Raw genomic sequence first — 17,976 nt, forward strand, 5'->3', positions numbered from 1 at the left:
GCCGCCTGCTTCAGAATTCTGCTATTGTTTTATTGGTACGCTGGTGTAGCTCAGTTGGTAGAGCAGCTGATTTGTAATCAGCCGGTCGCAAGTTCGAGTCTTGTCACCAGCTTCGACGAAAAGCCCATATATCCAAGATTTTCCGGCGTTTGAGATATGGCGGAATAGGTTGGAATATGCCACAATACCCCCTGATTTCTAGGGAAGATTTAGGGAAGGTAGGGACGTGGCGAAAGGGAAGCTTACCCTTGAAGCAATTAATGAACGGTTGAGGGCGGCTAGGGTTGGTGTAGTGGTTCGTCAAAAGGGAAATCGTCTATATTTACGGGCGACGTTACCACCGAAGCCGAATTCGGGGAAGAAGCAGTCGCATCAGCAAGATGTTGCTTTGGGTACTTATGCAAATCCGGCAGGTTTGGAGCGGGCGGAAGCGGAGGCGCGAAAACTTGGAGGATTGCTAGCGTGTCGTGAGTTTGATTGGAAGGTTTATTTAGGAGACGCTCAGGGAACAGACGCTAGGACGTGTGGTGAGTGGGTGGAGCGATTTAAGCGGTACTGTTTGGAGACCAACTTGCAGAGGGATTCGCCTGAAGCGGCGGAGTTGCTATGGCGAAAGCGCTACTATAATTCGGCGTTGAAGTGGTTGCCGGATCGGTGGGAGTTAAGTGCTTCTGTATTAATTTCAGTTGCTCAACGATCGAAGCCGAATAGTCGATCACGGCAGGTTGCTTGTCAGGTGTTGCAGCAGTTTGCAAAGTTTGCGGACGTAGAAGTGGATTTAAAGCCTTATGTTGGCAATTACTCACCCAAGAAAGTGGTACGAGAGATTCCGCGCGATGAGGTGATTGTGGAGTCGATCGAGCGTTTGTCGCAGCCTGCTTGGAGATGCCTTTACGGGTTAATGGCGACGTATGGGCTACGGGATCATGAGGTGTTTTTTACAGCGTTAGAGTGGCGAGATGGGGGCTTGGGAAATAAGATCTTGGTGGCGCGAGTGACGGATGGAAAGACGGGAGCGCGGGAGATCTACCCGTTTTACCCAGAGTGGGTAGAACAGTGGCAGCTCTGGGATCTGAAGTTGCCAAGGTTAACGGCACGCATTAATCAAGACTACGGGGAACGAGTTGCACGGGCGTTTAAGCGGGCAGGGATGCCGTTTGCACCATATGATCTGCGCCATGCTTATGCAATTCGAGTGTCCGTTGTGTTCAAGTTGCCAGTAGCAGTGGCGGCAGCGTATATGGGACACAGCCCAACACTGCATTGGGAAACGTACAATCGCTGGATTAGTCAGGAGCAGCATCAACGGGTCTATGAAGGGGTGCTGCTAGATGAGAATAGACCGAAGGCTCCCTAATTTGCTGTACGGCGTTCGGGTCGTTCTGAGAGGCGCTGCTGACACTTCTCAATATGGAACTGATAGCGGGGAAGTTTGGCGCTGGGTTTGCGACGATCGCGAACTTCGTGACCGACTCGCAGCAGTCCGGAGCGCACGGCTTCGCGGAGTTGTTCGGGGTCGTCGAGTCCGAGGAGGTGATAGGCGGGATCAGTGTCGTACCACTGGCGCGTCGTGGACGCTTGGGCTGGGGGAAGTCCGAGCATTTCGGTGAGGATGTCTCGAACGGCTTGTTTTAGCTGGCTTTCGGGGATGAGGCGATCAGTCACGGCAATCGATAAGAGTTTGGTATAAAGTGAGTTAATTATATGAAAGCATAATTAATTATATTTTTAGACAGCCTCAATGTCAGTAAATAAGCTGCGATGGGTTCAAATCAGGTAGAACTCACATTTTCTTGCCTGAATTTCTTTTTGTATCCATGTCACGTGCTTAACGCCTTACGGCATCAGAGGTTGGCTCACAGTGTTGCGGTAGATCGTAACTGCCATTAGTAGAGAGTGCTCAACGCCTTACGGCATCAGAGGTTGGCTCACCGTCCCATAGCACCGTATTCCTACAGAATCGGTTTAGTGCTCAACGCCTTACGGCATCAGAGGTTGGCTCACGGTAGAAGGAACTAGGTTTTGATCTCTAAGGTTAAAGTGCTCAACGCCTTACGGCATCAGAGGTTGGCTCACTAGACCCTCAAACTGCTTACGAGTCAGTCCCAACTCAGGTGCTCAACGCCTTACGGCATCAGAGGTTGGCTCACTAGATTGAGGCAGAGTTTAGATTGCCGCCAGTGGGGTGCTCAACGCCTTACGGCATCAGAGGTTGGCTCACTCCCTGCAATCTCACCACAATTTCGTCATCTTCTTCGGTGCTCAACGCCTTACGGCATCAGAGGTTGGCTCACTCAATCTCAACTCGGCTTACAGAAAATTCAGCTTTGTGCTCAACGCCTTACGGCATCAGAGGTTGGCTCACCACAAAAGCCGCGATCGCTGTGCCGTGGAAATACTCGTGCTCAACGCCTTACGGCATCAGAGGTTGGCTCACTTCTTAGGGTTTGCTGCTGGGAATTATTAGGCAGTTGTGCTCAACGCCTTACGGCATCAGAGGTTGGCTCACTTGCTTGCCTAACCACGTCACTGACGTCGCTAGAACGTGCTCAACGCCTTACGGCATCAGAGGTTGGCTCACCCACAGCTGCTGCACTGGGAACGGGTTCTCTAGTGGGTGCTCAACGCCTTACGGCATCAGAGGTTGGCTCACCCAACTCCTGAGAAGATAGTGACTCCTCTAGTAAAGTGCTCAACGCCTTACGGCATCAGAGGTTGGCTCACATTCTTTTACCCGTCCCTTTAGGTACTTGCCCATTAGTGCTCAACGCCTTACGGCATCAGAGGTTGGCTCACGGCAGATCTCTTAGGACTAGCGGCTAGTGATGGCATGTGCTCAACGCCTTACGGCATCAGAGGTTGGCTCACCAGTACCTGATCGATGTGCATCGTGACACCTCTAAGTGCTCAACGCCTTACGGCATCAGAGGTTGGCTCACTGCCCTAGGAGACATTTCTATCGGTCCTCAGTTCCAGTGCTCAACGCCTTACGGCATCAGAGGTTGGCTCACTGTCGCACCGAACAAACCCTCGAAAGCATCCCTGAGTGCTCAACGCCTTACGGCATCAGAGGTTGGCTCACTCCTGTGCAGTCTGGACGTGAATCCATAGAGTCTGGTGCTCAACGCCTTACGGCATCAGAGGTTGGCTCACCGCGTAGGACACCAGGAAGCGCTTGCTGCGTGTGCTCAACGCCTTACGGCATCAGAGGTTGGCTCACGGGCGATCGCAGGCAGAGAGATTCCCGGCACCGATGGTGCTCAACGCCTTACGGCATCAGAGGTTGGCTCACAATCACAGAATTGCGAGTGATGCTGAGCGATCTAGTGCTCAACGCCTTACGGCATCAGAGGTTGGCTCACGGCTTGAACCGCAAGAACTCTCGGAACTGGCGAAGTGCTCAACGCCTTACGGCATCAGAGGTTGGCTCACCTCTTTCTGGCGGATAGGTGCAATTGTCTGTCAATCGTGCTCAACGCCTTACGGCATCAGAGGTTGGCTCACTCGATGGGATATGCCTCCAGCAAAGGCGCTAAAAACGTGCTCAACGCCTTACGGCATCAGAGGTTGGCTCACACCTCCGGCGTTAGTTGACCCTGTTTGTCTAGCTGTGCTCAACGCCTTACGGCATCAGAGGTTGGCTCACCTAGAAATCGATTACCGGAAGCTGTTCGAGTGACAAGTGCTCAACGCCTTACGGCATCAGAGGTTGGCTCACATCGACGGCAACAGAAACACTTCATCTTTGGTTTGGTGCTCAACGCCTTACGGCATCAGAGGTTGGCTCACCTCTCCTCTGGCGTGGTGAACCTGTTGCCGAATCGTGCTCAACGCCTTACGGCATCAGAGGTTGGCTCACAGGTGGGTGATGCGTATTGAAGCCAAGATAGCAGCGTGCTCAACGCCTTACGGCATCAGAGGTTGGCTCACATTCAGGGGTAAGCTTTGAAGGTCTTGCCATGCACCGTGCTCAACGCCTTACGGCATCAGAGGTTGGCTCACTGTAGAGTCCGCGTTTGGACTTGACCTACTAGAAGTGTGCTCAACGCCTTACGGCATCAGAGGTTGGCTCACCGCCATCAATCCCTGCATTACCTCAAAATCAGATGAGTGCTCAACGCCTTACGGCATCAGAGGTTGGCTCACTTAAACCATTCGCGTACGCGAAGATTATGGAATTTGTGCTCAACGCCTTACGGCATCAGAGGTTGGCTCACAACAGTTGCAGATAACGGGTCGCGCTGTTGAGATTGTGCTCAACGCCTTACGGCATCAGAGGTTGGCTCACAGACTGCCTTTCTCTTGGAATCTCCCGCTGGGCTGGTGCTCAACGCCTTACGGCATCAGAGGTTGGCTCACCGCGATTGCCAGAACCCTTAGTGAGAACCAGCCCACAGCAAGTTCTGCAAGCACCATAGCTCAAATAGCTGTAATACTGCCCAAAGCTGTCTTTAACACTGCCTCACTCCCTGCGGGTAGCCCTGCCAAAACCTTGCCCATCAAGCTCTGCAAAAAATGCAAGCACTTGATCGCAGTCCATAGCTTCTGAATCAGAACGCCAGTAAGCCTGCGACGGCATTTGCCTTTTGATTCTCTCCTCACAATCACCGATCCTTGCATCAAATCACTCGGAAGCCATCGCCCGAATTGGACCACGTTCCGGGACGATTACACACCTGCACCCGCTCCACGCAGCGGTTACAGAGTCCCACCAGCAGTAGATCATCCTCCGCTGTCAGAATCTGCTCCAGTTCCCATCGCAATTTCTCACGATCGCGCTGGCTCAGCCTGCATCGAAAAACTGATAGCTGTACACTCTCCCCATATCCCTTAAGCAGTTTATGTGCTTTGCGCCAGCGTTTCGGATCGCGAATGTCGTAGGCAATTAGGTACCAGTGCTTGAGTTCTGCCATCGCCCTACCTCACAATCAGTTGAGCGAATAGACCTCCTTCACCCATCCATTCCTTCTCCAGCAGCCGGACTTCTAGCTCCAGTAAGCGACGGTAGGTAAGCGAGTAGCCAGTAACCGGATGCTTCCAGGTGTCTTCCTTGCGCCGTTCATACAAGCTCACGAACTTGCGGCGTCCACTCTCACTCAGCCACACCTGCGCCCCCCGCACCTCAAAATCTTCGCTAACATCCCACTGCTTGCGATTGATCGACGCTAGAACAGGCAGATCTACCAGCGGCACTCGAAAGATTTCAATCAGGTCAAGGGCGAGTGGGGGCGCTTGAGTACGCGGCTGGTGATAGAACCCCAGAGCAGGCTCTAATCCGACTACTAAAATGGCATTCATCACATCCTTTAGCAGCAGCGCGTAGCCAAAACCGAGCAGCGCATTAAACCGATCCTTGGGTGGGCGGCGGTTGCGATCGGTAAACTGAAGGGCAGGGTCAACGCTGGCAGAAATCAAGTGCGGCAGTGCGCCAAAGTACAAAGCAGCTAGATTGCCCTCCAATCCCAACAGCGATGCGAGAGAAGCGGCTTTCGGCACCTGTTTCAGCACGGCTTTCATTTGCTCGATCGCAGCAGTCAGTGCGTCCGGAACCTCCGCCCTACCTCGCTGCCTACGCATCAAGAGCTTGCGCTGTCCCTGCCCTCGGCAATTCACCAACTTGCGAGCAAGCTCTAAGCAGGTTTCCGGGTTACTCAACGCGGCATATTGCCGAATTCGCCGCTGGATGCTGCCTTGTCGGGCGTCGAAGCTGCCCAGATACCGCCCACCCCCCGAAACAAAGTGAACGCCAATGTCTTGCTCGGTACAGAAATGCAGCGCCTGAGTGGAAATTTGGGAGTAGCTGTGCAGCACCACCTGCCCCACTTGCCGCGCAGGAACTTTCTCGATCGGTTGACCTTTGCGAGTGATCTTCAATTATTCACCGCTTCTGCCAATGCACGTTCCGGGTTCCAAGATGTGCAGCACTTGACGATCGTCGTCTTCGGGAAATAAGCGCACGGGCTGCCATTCGCGGTCATGCACCAACCGCGCTTCTTCTGGCAAACATACTGGAGCCAATGAACAACGAGTACACAGCCGCTCATTGTCAGTTACTGGAGGACGATGGGTAGACATCCTGAGCGATCGAGCTTGCTCAATTGCGGCTCGAACGTCAGCACGCCCAGCCTCATCTAGTGGCACATGCACCAGCACGTTGTCGGCATGGTAGCGGATTCTGCCTTCTTGAACTGGAATTCCCAAGGCTGCCTCAATCAGGCAGGCGTAGGCGAGAATTTGCAGGCGATCGCTCTCCCAAGCTTGCGGCTGTTTGTTTTCGTCTCGATGGCAGCGACCGCGCTTATGTTCGTAGGGAATCGTTTGCCCGTCACGAGTGCGGAGGGCATCGACGCGACCCCGCAAGCCTAACTCAGCATTTTCGAGAAACAGTTCTTCCCAGTCTTCATCTTCCTGTTTCTCAAGTTCAACATGCAGCCTGCGTCCGGCAAAAACTGCAGCATCTTGGGTGTATAGTTCTTCGACCTCCTCTAAATAGAACAACCGGGGACAATAAGCAAAAGCGTGGAGCGCAGACACACGGATCGTGCCCTGCTCTGTTGCAGGAGGATCTAACGTTTGCATAGCAGTGAATAAGGCTTAAAAGCTGTTCAATCGTTGGTGTACCAACCGATACACCCAAGGAGATTGCTATTCCTTGATGGTCCTGTCGTTAGAAGTACGGCTTTTTGAAGGAAGCATACACCCGTACCTCTGGAATCTACAGGTAGACAATGCAGTAATGCAGTAATAGCAGATGGCTCAAGAGTGACAAAGAAAACGCCTTATGGCAATCAGAGGTTCAGCACTCTGTTAACAGTTATAGTCATATCTTCAGTTTTCAAGGTTCAAAAGCTTGAGTCGAAGCTGACCGTTACAACAGCATCAGGTTGAGCGCTTTCCTCGCTTCGCTTGTGCTGATTTTGCAGGCGCTGTAGTCACAGGCGGCTTGATTGAAATCAAACACTCGTCGCTGTATCCCAGTTCAGACATTGAGAAGCGCTGAAACGTTCCTTGCGTGGTTTGGCGATCGATCCACACGGGCAAGCCAATTAGCCCGCGATTGTCCTTAACAAGCCAGCGAACCACGCCATCAGCTTCCCGATAAAGCCTTGCACCGTTAATTAACGCCCAAGACTCACCGAGAGACAGCCCACCAAAACGGCTGATCTGTCCTGGGGTAGACAGAGCAATTGCCACAAGATCGGACAGCTTCACTGCTGCCGATTCCTCGCTAGAGTCAAGCTGGATCACCACCTGTAAATCTGTAAGCAGTTCATGATGGTTTGGTTTTGAGAACTGACTGGTTGGGTATGTGCCCAAGTGTTTGACGCTGAACTTGTGGTGGCGCTGTTTGCGAACGATGCGGGAAATCGGCGGGTCGTCGCCAATAATGCCGATCCCCAGCTTCACTCCAATGTGCGCCATCATATCTACCTCGCCCACTAGCGACAGCAGCAGCCCATAAACTGTTGAGGGTGGTGGATAGCGATAGGTTTCTTTGTAATCCCGTGCAAAGCTGCGAGGAAAGCTAGTGCAGGGGCAATCGAGGTAAAGCAACATTAGGCAGCGACTCCTGTAGGCAGTTGAGCTCTGGCAGCGATGATCGCTTCTTTGACACCTCGGCAGACTTTGACCCCTAGCTTGCTCAACTGTTCACCATAGGGAGTATCGGCAATTTCGCCACCCACAATTAGTTCATCGGCTTTTACATCACCCACTTCTACCAGTCGAACCAAACGAGGGCAGCCTACGGAATCGCCAACGCGCTTGAAGCTATCCATAATCCACGGGCTAGGGTCTTTCGTCACCCGAATCACGATCGACTCCGGGCGGAAGTCGTACAAAAATCGAGCATGGTTGCCGCCAACATGCCGCACAGCGCTGATCGCATCTAGCATTAAGGCAGCCCGTTTCGGGTCTTTCAAGCTTTCTGGGGTGAGGGCGATTGTGTATTGGTAAGCTGTGCAGTGAACTTCTGAACTGTGAATTGAAGTTTTCCCTTTCGCACCGCCTTTAGAGCCAAAGGCTATATCGCCCCAGAACGGATCAAGACTAATCGCACGGCTTACCTCTAAGGCTCCCCGTCGCTTCGTTGTCGCGTCTTCGTTGTCTTTACCTTTCTTGGCATCCATGTAGCCAAACAAATCATCATCAACGAAGTCTTTAGAACTGAAGCGTTCGTTCTTCAAGTTGTAGACATCTTTATTTGGATCAAAGGTGCGGTTCACCTTGCTTGCATCTAAATTTTGTAGATACTCGCGTAATCCCCAACGAATGGCTTCGGCACTCACTGTTGTATATTGATCGTTGCCGCGCGTAATCTTTTGCAGTGTAGATAAAGTGCTACCATCCCCCTCACCTCGGTTGTTTGCTGCAACAGCAGTGGAGGTGACGATTGTTGCAAAAAAATGTTGAGACATGATAATTCCTCTAAATTGAATGAGCGAGTCGAATTACAAAACGTTTGCAGTTTGTTCAGTCGGTTCTTGAGTCAGTTCTTGCTCAATTTCAGCCTTTTCTTCCTGACTTTTCCCTTGGTAGGTTGCAATGGCAAGGAGTGCCAAGTCTCTAGCTTTGCGCCAGTTTGATTCTTGATGTAGCCACCAGAAGATTTGTGGACCGCTTGATAACGCTGCCTTACTACGAAACTGACTGAGGAAGTCCACTAACGCTGTAGAAAACTCTTGCTGGGTACTGGGACGCTGCAATCGATAAATTACTTTATTGGTAATTTGTTCCCAATCCGGTTGGCGATTTTGGCGTTTTGCTTGGTCAATCTGTTGACCTCGATATTTCCTGAATGCCCCCTGTACGGCGTCAAACAAAACTTGTTCATCTTCGTTTAAATGTTCAGTCATTACAACTAATCCTCTTCGGTCTTCTGGGTAAATAGGTGTTGCCTTACGAAACTCGAAAAAGCCGCTGTACCAAACTTTGTTCGTAATCAGGTTGTCGCTGATCCATGCCAACACTTTAGATTCTGCTAACCAAGTGCCGTTACCGTCCTGCTTGAGCTTGACTCTAGGCGGCAGCAGTCGGGATGCTACTTGGTACAACCCCAACACTTGTTCACTCACCTGAACGCGATATACCGCTTGCTTCAGGTAGGACTGATTGCCATCCCACGGTTGATTGCCCAATTGGTAGACTTCGCAGTAATCGATTCGAAACTGTTGGGAGTCTTCAACGAGCTTTTCTTGCAGCAGAAAATGTAAAGCAGATTCCCCCGCACTGCTCGATCGAAAACTTCGATAGGTCCGTCCTGACATTCTGCGTCGCAGGTTGACCCATTCCTTTAAGTTACGAACCTCAGGAATGACTACCGCAGATCGATACCCTGGCAATTGATAGTAGCCACAGGCAAGCGGCAGAAATAGTAATGCTAAGAATCCTGTGGATGACTCAACATAAGCGCCATTCACGAAACATTCCACCAATCCTGGTAGGTGATGACCTTTGAGCGGAATTTCTGATCTGAAGGTGCCCTTGCTGTTGAATGCCTCCTTAAAGTCGCGGGTATAGTAACAATCGACGACAGGACGGTAATCAATCCGAATTTCGGGCTTGTCATCCTCAACTAGAAAGGCTAGAGGGACGGCTTGTTTCTCACGATTACGCTGTTTGCTGTGCTGCAAGAACGTAGACATGACGCCCTCAGTAAAAATGTAGCGTCCCTGTTCGTCCAGCTTGAGTGCAGGCACTTCCAAATAGCCTTGATCGGAGCGATACGTTTGTTTTAGTAGCCATTGAACGATTTCTAAGTCGCTCCCCTTCCACAACAATTTCACAGCATCTTCTGTTACTTCCCACTGCAATGGTGCATCGGCTGGATGAATGACTGACAATGCCAGTGCCAACCCTGCAATACCTGCTCGATGGGGTAACAGCGTGTTGGGATCAAAAATTGACAATACAAGCTCAGTCAAAATGACTCACCTCCTTTACAGTTGATACACGCCCATATCTGACGAGTAACCCCAAGCATCCGCTGGAGCCACAGGGTACCGCCGACACTTTTCCCACCCTTTGGTTTGCTTGCTGCTCACCACCAGCGGCACTGTGTAGCGCGGTAATCGTTTTGCGGATAGCTTTTCCACCGTTTTTACGTCCTGCTCCAGCAGTACCGTTGTGGTGTAGCCCGCTTCCCGTAGTGATGCTGGGTAGGTGCGCCACTCGCCATCAAGCCACACGGAGTCAAGATCGGGCTTGCCTCGTACTGCTGCCTTTTCTAGCCACTGTGCGAGATCCACCTGACAAACTTCTCCGCCAAAACTTTGTACCAATGCGGCACCTGCATCAAGTTCATCCTGGCTGTAGGGAAATCCCACTTTCTCATCGGGATAAAAAATGGCATCCAGAGCATGACCGCAGTAGCGACGATTCAGCCGCCCCAATCGCTGGGTCAATCCTGCGGGGTCAGCGATTTGAGATACCAAGAGCGTGGCGGATAAATCCAGCGACATTTCAGCAACCTGGGTGGCGATCGCCATCACCGCCCCTTCTGCCTTAAACCGATCCACGACTTCTCGGTGATGGTTAACACGATCGCCATACTTGTAGCGACTGTGATACAGCAAGGGTTGTAAGTCGTGCTGTCGCGCCTCGTGATATACCGAGATTGCCGTATTCACTTGGTTGCACACCCACAGAATTTTGCCGCCCTGCTTAAATTCAGCTTTCACCCGCTCCCAATCGGGTGCATCAGCCAGATGAAACCGATAACGGGGTTGAGTCTCCAGCTCCTCCGGTCCCTGGATGATCTCGACCGCTTCACCTACAGCGCTTTCAATCGCCTGCACCTGCCACGGCAAAAACGAGGCGGACATCAGCAAAACAGGTGCTTTCACGACCTCCAGAAATCGCAGCAATGCTCCAAACAGCTTGTCGTCATAGCAATGCACTTCATCAAAGACGAAGGCAGCTTGGGCGATCGCAGGAAAGCAATACATCGGGCGACGATTGCATTGCAGCAGCCCTAAAACGGTATCGACGGTGCAAACGCTAACTTTGGTACTCCAGGCCTTGAACGACTCCAGTTTCGTCTCAAGGTCATCGTCATCGCCCGTTGAGTGTAGGTCTAGATGCTCTAGATCGACGGCAGCGCGGGTGTGCAACAGGGTCGAGTCTACTTTGTCGTGAGCGTAGTCTAGAAAGCCTTCGGTGCTGGTGCCCGTTGTGGGGTAGCAGAAAAATAGCTTGCGCCCCACAGCATATCGTTTTGCCCAGTTGTATGCGCCCAACGTTTTGCCCGTACCGCAACCTGCCCGTGCCAGCGTCACCCGTGATGTCGCATTACCGAGCTGTTCTTGGAATGGACGCAAGAGATCGCCCTTCAAACGCTCATCGACAACATGCTGTAGCTCTGGTTCTGTCAGCGTGTAATGAATTTGGGTCTGAATCCATGGTCGGATTGCTACATCATTTGCAGGTAAAGCTGATCCACTCGTATCGCCCGCCACCAGCAACGCTTTGACAACGGCAGTCAAGACGGGATCAGGCTCCCATTGCGCGAGTTCGCTCAAAATGGTTTGTCGGCGTTGCTTAATGTCGGCAATTGTCCAAACCGTTGGCAAGCCTTGAGGAATCTCTGAAGCAAGTTCACAAGCTTTTTGCCCGTAGCGCAGGAGTCCGGTAAAGTGCTGATGATTTGTGTAGAGCAGCAGGCGATCGCCCCGCGTCCACGTATCGACTCCAGACTCACGAATTTCGCCAATTTCATCCGTTTGTCTGCCGCCTTCACCGCCCAATTTGAGATGGTGTCCGCCTGCTGCCGCGATCGCAATCTTAAAATCACCCTCGCCCGTTGCTAACCAATCTCGCAGTTCCCACGCCAATAAAACTGACAGTGCTTCATGCCGCATCAACTGGGGATGCTTCATCGGATTCTTCAGCTTGCGAACCACTGCTTGAAAGTGGTCATTTGCTTTACCTAAGTCATGAAGAAAAGCAGCAAGACGAGCGGTGGCGCGGAGCGTTTTACGATGTTGATATAAGCCAAATTGAGCGATTAATTGATCACTCAGTTCATCAACTAACGTCGTTACGGCTTCAACGACAGAAGCAGTGTGTCCGACCAAGGTATAGGCTCCTTTCCAGGAGGCCTCTTTTGATTTCGCAAGTAACAATTTAGGGTACAGGGTTTGATTTTTAGCTGACATTGGCTTCCTCCCGCGTTGGATAGAACCAACCACAGCCAAAGTGTTGTCTTCCTCCCAATCCGTGCCATTGCAGCTTTAGCGAGTCTTCCTGGTTCAGCCCTTCTACCACCACACCATAGCCGACAATTTTCTTATCCTTCACCTGTAGGGTGCGTCGGGCTAGATCGCCGTTGGCATCACTGGGAATGAATGCTTGACCCTTAATTTCTAAACGTTCCAGCCCCTTTTGACAGGACTCTAAAAAGTACCGGGGCACTTCTGCATGGTCGATCGCATCCAGCTTAAACGTCACCAGTCTTGATGCCAATGTCTCGCTCGCTTCTGGTAGCGTAATTCTTGGCTGGACCAAGCGAATTAAATGACCTCGAATATCAAAAACTTGGTCTTGCAGGAGTCGATACCAAGTTTGCATTTGCTCCGATGGACAGCGGACTCTAAATCGTGAACCTCGATTCAGATAAATCATGCCAGCGCGATCAGAAATGCCCGGTATGCTACATAAGCGAACTTCTAAGGGTAAGTCCTTCGGCAGTGATTCATCTTCGGTTTCTTGAAGCAGTTTTTTGACGGCGGAATACAGTGCATATCCATGATCCGCAGGCAGTGTTCTACCTCGTAGTGCAAATTGAATCTCCAGAAAATTCATGGTTCTAGCTCTCCAAATATTGCTCATTCATTTCAACAACCTCTGCCTTCACCATTTCCACTAACTCCGGTGGCTGCCGCACGATTGCTCCTCTCCCATATCCCAACACCCACCGCTTCAGGTCATTCAGACCCCGTACAACCATATGCAGCGTGACTGATCCATCCGGATGCTCTTGAAGCTCCTGCGTCGGATGCCAGCGCCGCTCCCGAATATACGGAGCCGTGGGCGCATCAAACCAAATCGACACAGGCAGCGGTACCCCACCCGCTTCGTGCTGGAAGATCATCTCCAGGTGGTCCTTAGCATCGAAGGTGGGGTCAGGCACAAATGTCTCTTCGAGTACCTGAAGCTGCTTGATGCGATCGACTCGGAACCAGCGAATTCCTTGACGCTTGTGGCAGTAGCCGATCGCGTAGGGATTGGTGCCCCGGTAGATATGCAGCAAGTAGGGGTCAAACTTGCGCTCAGACACAGAGTTGCTGCTGGCGGTGTAGTAGGTCATCTGCACCGACATTTGCAGACGACAGGCATCCTCCAACCTGTGCCAAATCTCTGGGTTCAAGTCAATCTCTGCCCCTGAGCGAAACAAAATCCGCTCATCTGCCACCTGTTGCAGGTCCACCCAAGACTGCTGCGGTAGTCGCTCACTCAAACGAGTAAGCGCTGAGCGCAACTCCGGTGCATAGGCTGATCCAGCATTTGCCTCCAGCATCCGTGCCCCTAGTATTAATGCAAACAGTTCTCCCTTACTGAGGGTAATACTCGGTAGTCGCCAGTCTGGATCAGTGTAGTAGTAGCCCTTCTGCCTGTTGAAATCGATCGGAGCGTGGTAGCGGTCGCGCAAAAAGTTCAGATCGTTACGAACCGTCCGTTCATTGACCTCTAACACCACTGCCAAACTGCCAGCCGTGTGTCGTTGTCGTTGTCTACGCAGCAGATCGTCAAGCTGTAGGAGTCGTTCAAGGCGGAGTAACATGCATCACCTGTTGTAGATTGACCCTATCGTAGGGAAACTACCCGGAAAAAACGTTTCCGCCTTACTGCAATACTGCAAAAAAGTTGGTTGGGTGGTTAACTGTTTGAGGCGCACAATGATTCAGACGATGCAGTGCTCTATACGTCCTTTATAAAGTGCCCCAACCATCCACAGACTTACTGCATTACTGCGTAACTTTGTACTAGCTTTGCGCTTCCTTCAACATCTGCACGATCGCCATCCGCACCAATACCGCTTTAGGCTTCCGCTGTTTCACCGCCAGCAGCGACAATTCCATATGCAACGACTCCGGCAAGTCAACCGTGAAGCGAATTCTCTCCTCCGAAGTTGAGGCATCAGGTTCTGGGGCTTGCGTCTTAGGTTTAGTCACTGGTCCTCCATGTGCTGTGAAGATTCATCGTCGATCGTCCAGTAGGGATGCTCCGGCAGCACCCCCAGCGCCCTCGCCATTCGGTCTAACTGCTTCGACGTTCGCCGCTCCCACACCTGCCAACCTTGTCGATAGCCCAGCCAGTAGGCGATCGCCACCAGTCCTCCAACCATCAGCCAGTTAGACATAGCCTGACCCTCCGCAGTAGGGGCACTCTTCCCAAGGTGCATCAGGGTTGGTTTCTGGATGCCACATTGGGGTCGGTCGCTCACCTGTCCCCTCGCAAGCGTCGCATTTTTCAGCATCAACTAGCTCGACCAAACTGTCAGAAATCCCTGGTGGTTCCAGTGGCTCAAACAGGGTAGCTAGCTGGTGCTGCTCACACCAGCGATCGCCGAACTTAATCGGCTCTCCACACGCGGCACAGTGATTGACTGGCTCGTCGGTGCCCGTCCCTTCGCAGGTTGGACATGGAATAGGTGCGCCTGCTGGTGGAGTTTCTTCGCTCCAGAAGCCCTCATCCCACTTGATAAACAGCCGTCTCTCACCGTCGCATTCTGGGCATTCTTTCATCTTCATTGTCCCGTTGTCCTATAAGACAGTTGGCAAGCGTCCTGTAGGTTAGTTCCGAGCATTGGGTCGTAAACGTGCTTTCCCTGTGGGCACCAGCGCGATCGCCCACTCATCACCTGCAAAATCTCTGCGACAGGTCGCCGCTCCTGCTCCACCAGCCGCTGCACATCGCTGATGAGATGATTCTGAATGTACTGCTTGCACTTCCGGCGCTTGCCGTCCTCGTCAAGCTCAGTCCAGCAGTAATAGAAGCTGATACAGGGCACCCATCGGCGCGTGTTCCCAGTCCGTTTCTCGATCCACCCACTAGCCTGACCTTTGAGCGATCGTCGTCGCTGTCGGGGTGGGGAATAGGGAATGGAAAGTGGGGACTCAGACGGTTGTTCTGGGGTACAAATTTTTTCCTCTATACAAAGTGTTCTACTGGTAGAACCGTTTTGAGAAGAAAAATCCTTGTTCTGGGGTATAGCAAACCTGGGGTTATCGATCCAATACTGCTGAACCGTAGAGAGCATCGACTCTTGATAGCCTGCCAGTGCACTACTAACGCTCTCCATGCTGCCTCCCAATCTCCTCTAGCAGCTTCGTCAATTGCTCGATCGCCTGCTGCCGTGCGTATTTCTCACGCTTGCGCTGTTTTGCCTCGTAGCGGTCTAACAGTTCGCGGCACCGTCGCCGCTGGTCCTGGTTTCTTTGAGGAATGCTTTTACCTGCCATCGCCTACCCCTCTAGTGCTGACGGTAAAGCCCCAATCCTGCTTTCTCAGCAAACACAATTCCTGGACCTGTTCCTGCCATCCTTCAGCCCATAGAGTATTCAACTTCAGCAGAGCAAACGGGCGATCGCCTGCTATCAGTGCTCTATCGATTGCAGCAGCAACGGTGTAAAGATCTGGAACCTCTGGTGGTGGCTGTCCGCCTGCTGGATGGTTCCTCGCCTGCCGCTTCGCTTCATTCGCGGTGAAGTTGCCCCTTAAAGCAGCAACGAGGAACCCGGACGGGTTTCGCACCGTTCCAGCTTGTTGCTGTTCTCGAAGGGCGGATATTGCGTTTTCCACAGCTTTCGCGGTGGCAGCGGGCGTGCCTAATTCTGCGCTGAGTTGCGCGATCGTCTTCTGAATTGTTTTGTTCGGAAGCACTCCGGCTTTCTGAATCCGGTCAATTAGCGCCTCTGTACCAATCGCCTTCCTGTCAATTCCGATTGTGCTTGCACCAATTGTTTGTTGTTCTTTTAACAAGTTTTTCTTGTTATTGGTACATTCGCCCTTTTCAGAACTTCCACCCTGCAACGGTTTCAAATCTGAATGATCGTTCAGGTGTTGTGTAGCGATCGCAGAGGTTGTGTAGCGATCATCGAAGTTGTCTGTAGACAACAGGTTGTCTGTACGCAACGAGTTGTCTGTAGACAACCTTTGGACATGCGAACGCAAGCGGACCCGGCAAACTTGAATTTCAAGGTCGATGTCGCCGCTACAGGTAAGCTGCTTGAGTGCCCGTGATACCGTGCTTTTGTTCATTCCTAAGTCATCGGCGATCGCGCTTACCTGGATGTCGAGCCACGTTTCGCCGAACGGATCGAAGGTACGAAGATAGTAAAGAACCTTTAACTCGGCGGGCTTGAGTCGGCGACTGGAATTACACCATTCCTGGTGAGTCATGCGGTAGTGCTTCATGGCTCACTGCTTTAAACGGAGGCTGTGAGAGCAAGCCAGCAGCAGAACGCAGCGATTCTGTGTCCCTGACGATAGGGAAGTTGATCGAGAATTTGTCATGATACGAAACAAGTAAATAAAACGATGCCCCGTGACTGCTGCACAGACCGGGGCGTTTTTCTAGGGCAAATCGTCGGGGGAGAGTCCGCAGGAACCGCAGGGGGCGATCGAGTTCCAGGGAGCAAAGCAGCGGGGGCACGCTGGCTTGAGTTGGTCTTCGCACCACCAACAGGCAGAACACTGTTTCAGTCCTCGCAAGTGGTAGCGCCAGTGATCGTCGTGGTGCCAAATGGCTTCGACCGTTCCCCCTTCGCTAATTGGCACAGCAACTACAGAGTCGCCGAAGTCATAGCGGTGATTGGGGAAACTGGACGGTGGACAAATCTCGGTCATAGCGATCGAAAGATGTAGGAACCCCACTTTCAGCGGCGGATCGGTGGATTTTCTCTTGAACAAGCTGCTCAAACTCAGACAGACAAGGACATTCCCCACAGTGCGACTGCAAACCAGGGCGATTACAGCCACAGTCCGGCGACCAGTCTGCTAGAACGCTTTCGACAGCAGCCTGATAGCGAATAGCCGTTTGTTGTAGCAGGGTAGAAAGGGTCACGCTGGCTCCCGAACTGACGCGAGAAAGGAAATCAGCTTGTCGGCTTTGGTCTGAGCATTACGGGCGATCGCGGCATCTTGGCGGCGGAGTTCTAGCGCTCGTAGCAGGTCGGGCTTGTCCATCCCGATCGACTGCGCGATGCGCTCCAGACTGCGCTCGGAGATTCTCCGATTGCCATTCCACGCAGCAAAATTGCTGGGATCAAACCCGGTCAAATAGGAAAGCTGAATGTGTTTTAGATGACGAATATCCTCGACTGATAAAATTAGCTCTCGCGGAATATCCATGTTTCAGCTTCAAGTAACAGATAACAGGAAACTGAAATTCATTATACGTTCATGTAATGAAAGCGATCCATAAATCTGTAACAAGTTACAGGAAAATGTAATTAGGCGAATTCGCCTTAACTAAGGCGAATTCGCCTTAGTTAAGGCGAACAGCATGTAATAGCATGTATTGGTACAAAAAGCGCGTCAAAGTCACGTAAGTTCGTTGATGGTCTTGGATGAAGTTTTCTGAGGCATTCCGAGAAACGGTGTTCCGCTTCAAGCTGAGTGGAGCAGAAATCGCTGAACGCAGTGGGTTAACCACGGCTCAGATCAGCCAGTTTCGCAACGGTAAAAACCTTCGCATCGATTCAGTGGAGAAAATCCTGAACGCGCTCACCCTAGAGCAGCGGCAGTACCTGCTGATGCTGGTGGCGCGAGACGACAATGGAAACGTACCGCTGCCGCCAACGGAGGAGCCGTAGGGCTAACAACCGTAACCTGAGGGGTGCTGCTATTTCAAGAGGGACGATCGTTAAAAACGCGCGTCTCATTAATGATATGGAGCTGTCTGAATCAGAAAAGCTCAACTCGAAGCAGTGTGTGGCAATGTAACTGCTGCTGTTGCTGATCGGCTGGGCGGCA

18 protein-coding genes, 1 tRNA gene, 1 pseudogene and 1 CRISPR repeat array are annotated in these 17,976 nt (G+C 51.9%); of the genes and pseudogenes, 3 read left to right on the forward strand and 17 right to left on the reverse strand.

The annotated features are described in order from the left end of the window. Positions 1-39 precede the first annotated feature (39 nt). Positions 40-112, forward strand: a tRNA-Thr gene (locus tag H6F43_RS03335). 114 nt (positions 113-226) lie between these two features. Next, positions 227-1,357, forward strand: a complete 1,131-nt coding sequence (locus tag H6F43_RS03340; protein WP_190340649.1) for a site-specific integrase — start codon at positions 227-229, stop codon at positions 1,355-1,357. Here H6F43_RS03340 and H6F43_RS03345 read toward each other — a convergent pair. The 17 genes and pseudogenes from H6F43_RS03345 to H6F43_RS03425 form a co-directional block, all read right to left on the reverse strand. Further along, the gene (locus tag H6F43_RS03345; protein WP_190340651.1) at positions 1,354-1,665 is read right to left on the reverse strand and encodes a hypothetical protein; all 312 of its coding nucleotides are present in this window, start codon (positions 1,663-1,665) and stop codon (positions 1,354-1,356) included. The genes H6F43_RS03340 and H6F43_RS03345 overlap by 4 nt on opposite strands. 159 nt (positions 1,666-1,824) lie before the next feature. Beyond that, positions 1,825-4,359: direct repeats of the CRISPR family, unit length 36 nt; unit sequence GTGCTCAACGCCTTACGGCATCAGAGGTTGGCTCAC. Positions 4,360-4,619: 260 nt separating this feature from the next. Continuing rightward, a complete protein-coding gene (cas2, locus tag H6F43_RS03350; protein ID WP_190340653.1) occupies positions 4,620-4,913 on the reverse strand; it encodes a CRISPR-associated endonuclease Cas2 in 294 nt (97 codons plus the stop codon). 4 nt (positions 4,914-4,917) lie between these two features. Further along, a pseudogene (gene cas1, locus H6F43_RS22980) lies at positions 4,918-6,579 on the reverse strand (type I-MYXAN CRISPR-associated endonuclease Cas1). 300 nt (positions 6,580-6,879) lie between these two features. Next, positions 6,880-7,557: a CRISPR-associated protein Cas5 gene (cas5, locus tag H6F43_RS03360; protein ID WP_190340655.1), complete on the reverse strand. Its 678-nt coding sequence runs from the start codon at positions 7,555-7,557 to the stop codon at positions 6,880-6,882. Beyond that, positions 7,557-8,417 (reverse strand): type I-B CRISPR-associated protein Cas7/Cst2/DevR, encoded by an 861-nt coding sequence (gene cas7i, locus H6F43_RS03365; protein ID WP_190340657.1) that lies wholly within the window; start codon positions 8,415-8,417, stop codon positions 7,557-7,559. The genes cas5 and cas7i overlap by 1 nt, the downstream gene beginning before the upstream one ends. A 33-nt stretch (positions 8,418-8,450) precedes the next feature. Beyond that, complete coding sequence (cas8a1, locus tag H6F43_RS03370) at positions 8,451-9,923, reverse strand: type I-MYXAN CRISPR-associated Cas8a1/Cmx1 (protein WP_190340660.1); 1,473 nt, start codon at positions 9,921-9,923, stop codon at positions 8,451-8,453. Positions 9,924-9,938: 15 nt separating this feature from the next. Further along, positions 9,939-12,155, reverse strand: a complete 2,217-nt coding sequence (cas3, locus tag H6F43_RS03375) for a CRISPR-associated helicase Cas3' (RefSeq protein WP_190340663.1) — start codon at positions 12,153-12,155, stop codon at positions 9,939-9,941. Beyond that, positions 12,145-12,801 (reverse strand): type I-MYXAN CRISPR-associated protein Cas6/Cmx6, encoded by a 657-nt coding sequence (gene cas6 / locus H6F43_RS03380; RefSeq protein WP_190340664.1) that lies wholly within the window; start codon positions 12,799-12,801, stop codon positions 12,145-12,147. The genes cas3 and cas6 overlap by 11 nt, the downstream gene beginning before the upstream one ends. A 4-nt stretch (positions 12,802-12,805) precedes the next feature. Next, complete coding sequence (locus tag H6F43_RS03385; RefSeq protein ID WP_190340666.1) at positions 12,806-13,780, reverse strand: WYL domain-containing protein; 975 nt, start codon at positions 13,778-13,780, stop codon at positions 12,806-12,808. 202 nt (positions 13,781-13,982) lie between these two features. After that, a complete protein-coding gene (locus tag H6F43_RS03390) occupies positions 13,983-14,171 on the reverse strand; it encodes a hypothetical protein (protein ID WP_190340668.1) in 189 nt (62 codons plus the stop codon). Beyond that, complete coding sequence (locus tag H6F43_RS03395; protein ID WP_190340670.1) at positions 14,168-14,359, reverse strand: hypothetical protein; 192 nt, start codon at positions 14,357-14,359, stop codon at positions 14,168-14,170. The genes H6F43_RS03390 and H6F43_RS03395 overlap by 4 nt, the downstream gene beginning before the upstream one ends. Then, positions 14,352-14,750 carry a hypothetical protein gene (locus H6F43_RS03400; protein ID WP_190340672.1) on the reverse strand — a complete coding sequence of 133 codons (399 nt, stop codon included), beginning with the start codon at positions 14,748-14,750 and terminating at the stop codon, positions 14,352-14,354. The genes H6F43_RS03395 and H6F43_RS03400 overlap by 8 nt, the downstream gene beginning before the upstream one ends. Then, positions 14,747-15,301: a hypothetical protein gene (locus tag H6F43_RS03405; RefSeq protein ID WP_190340674.1), complete on the reverse strand. Its 555-nt coding sequence runs from the start codon at positions 15,299-15,301 to the stop codon at positions 14,747-14,749. The genes H6F43_RS03400 and H6F43_RS03405 overlap by 4 nt, the downstream gene beginning before the upstream one ends. After that, positions 15,288-15,461, reverse strand: coding sequence for a hypothetical protein (locus H6F43_RS03410; protein ID WP_190340676.1), 174 nt, complete (start codon positions 15,459-15,461; stop codon positions 15,288-15,290). Before H6F43_RS03410 ends, H6F43_RS03405 begins: the two co-directional genes overlap by 14 nt. Further along, positions 15,451-16,416, reverse strand: a complete 966-nt coding sequence (locus H6F43_RS03415; protein ID WP_190340678.1) for a helix-turn-helix domain-containing protein — start codon at positions 16,414-16,416, stop codon at positions 15,451-15,453. The genes H6F43_RS03410 and H6F43_RS03415 overlap by 11 nt, the downstream gene beginning before the upstream one ends. A gap of 159 nt (positions 16,417-16,575) precedes the next feature. Continuing rightward, entirely contained in the window at positions 16,576-16,980 is a 405-nt protein-coding gene (locus tag H6F43_RS03420) for a hypothetical protein (protein WP_190340680.1), read from the reverse strand. An 81-nt stretch (positions 16,981-17,061) separates the two neighbouring features. Then, positions 17,062-17,352, reverse strand: coding sequence for a hypothetical protein (locus tag H6F43_RS03425; RefSeq protein ID WP_190340682.1), 291 nt, complete (start codon positions 17,350-17,352; stop codon positions 17,062-17,064). Between the two features lie 218 nt (positions 17,353-17,570). On the opposite strand from H6F43_RS03425, the gene H6F43_RS03430 reads away from it, so the two are divergent. Beyond that, positions 17,571-17,816: a helix-turn-helix transcriptional regulator gene (locus H6F43_RS03430; protein WP_190340684.1), complete on the forward strand. Its 246-nt coding sequence runs from the start codon at positions 17,571-17,573 to the stop codon at positions 17,814-17,816. The last annotated feature ends 160 nt before the right edge of the window (positions 17,817-17,976 follow it).

The sequence above is a fragment of the Leptolyngbya sp. FACHB-36 genome (assembly GCF_014695955.1).
GTDB lineage: Bacteria > Cyanobacteriota > Cyanobacteriia > Leptolyngbyales > Leptolyngbyaceae > FACHB-36.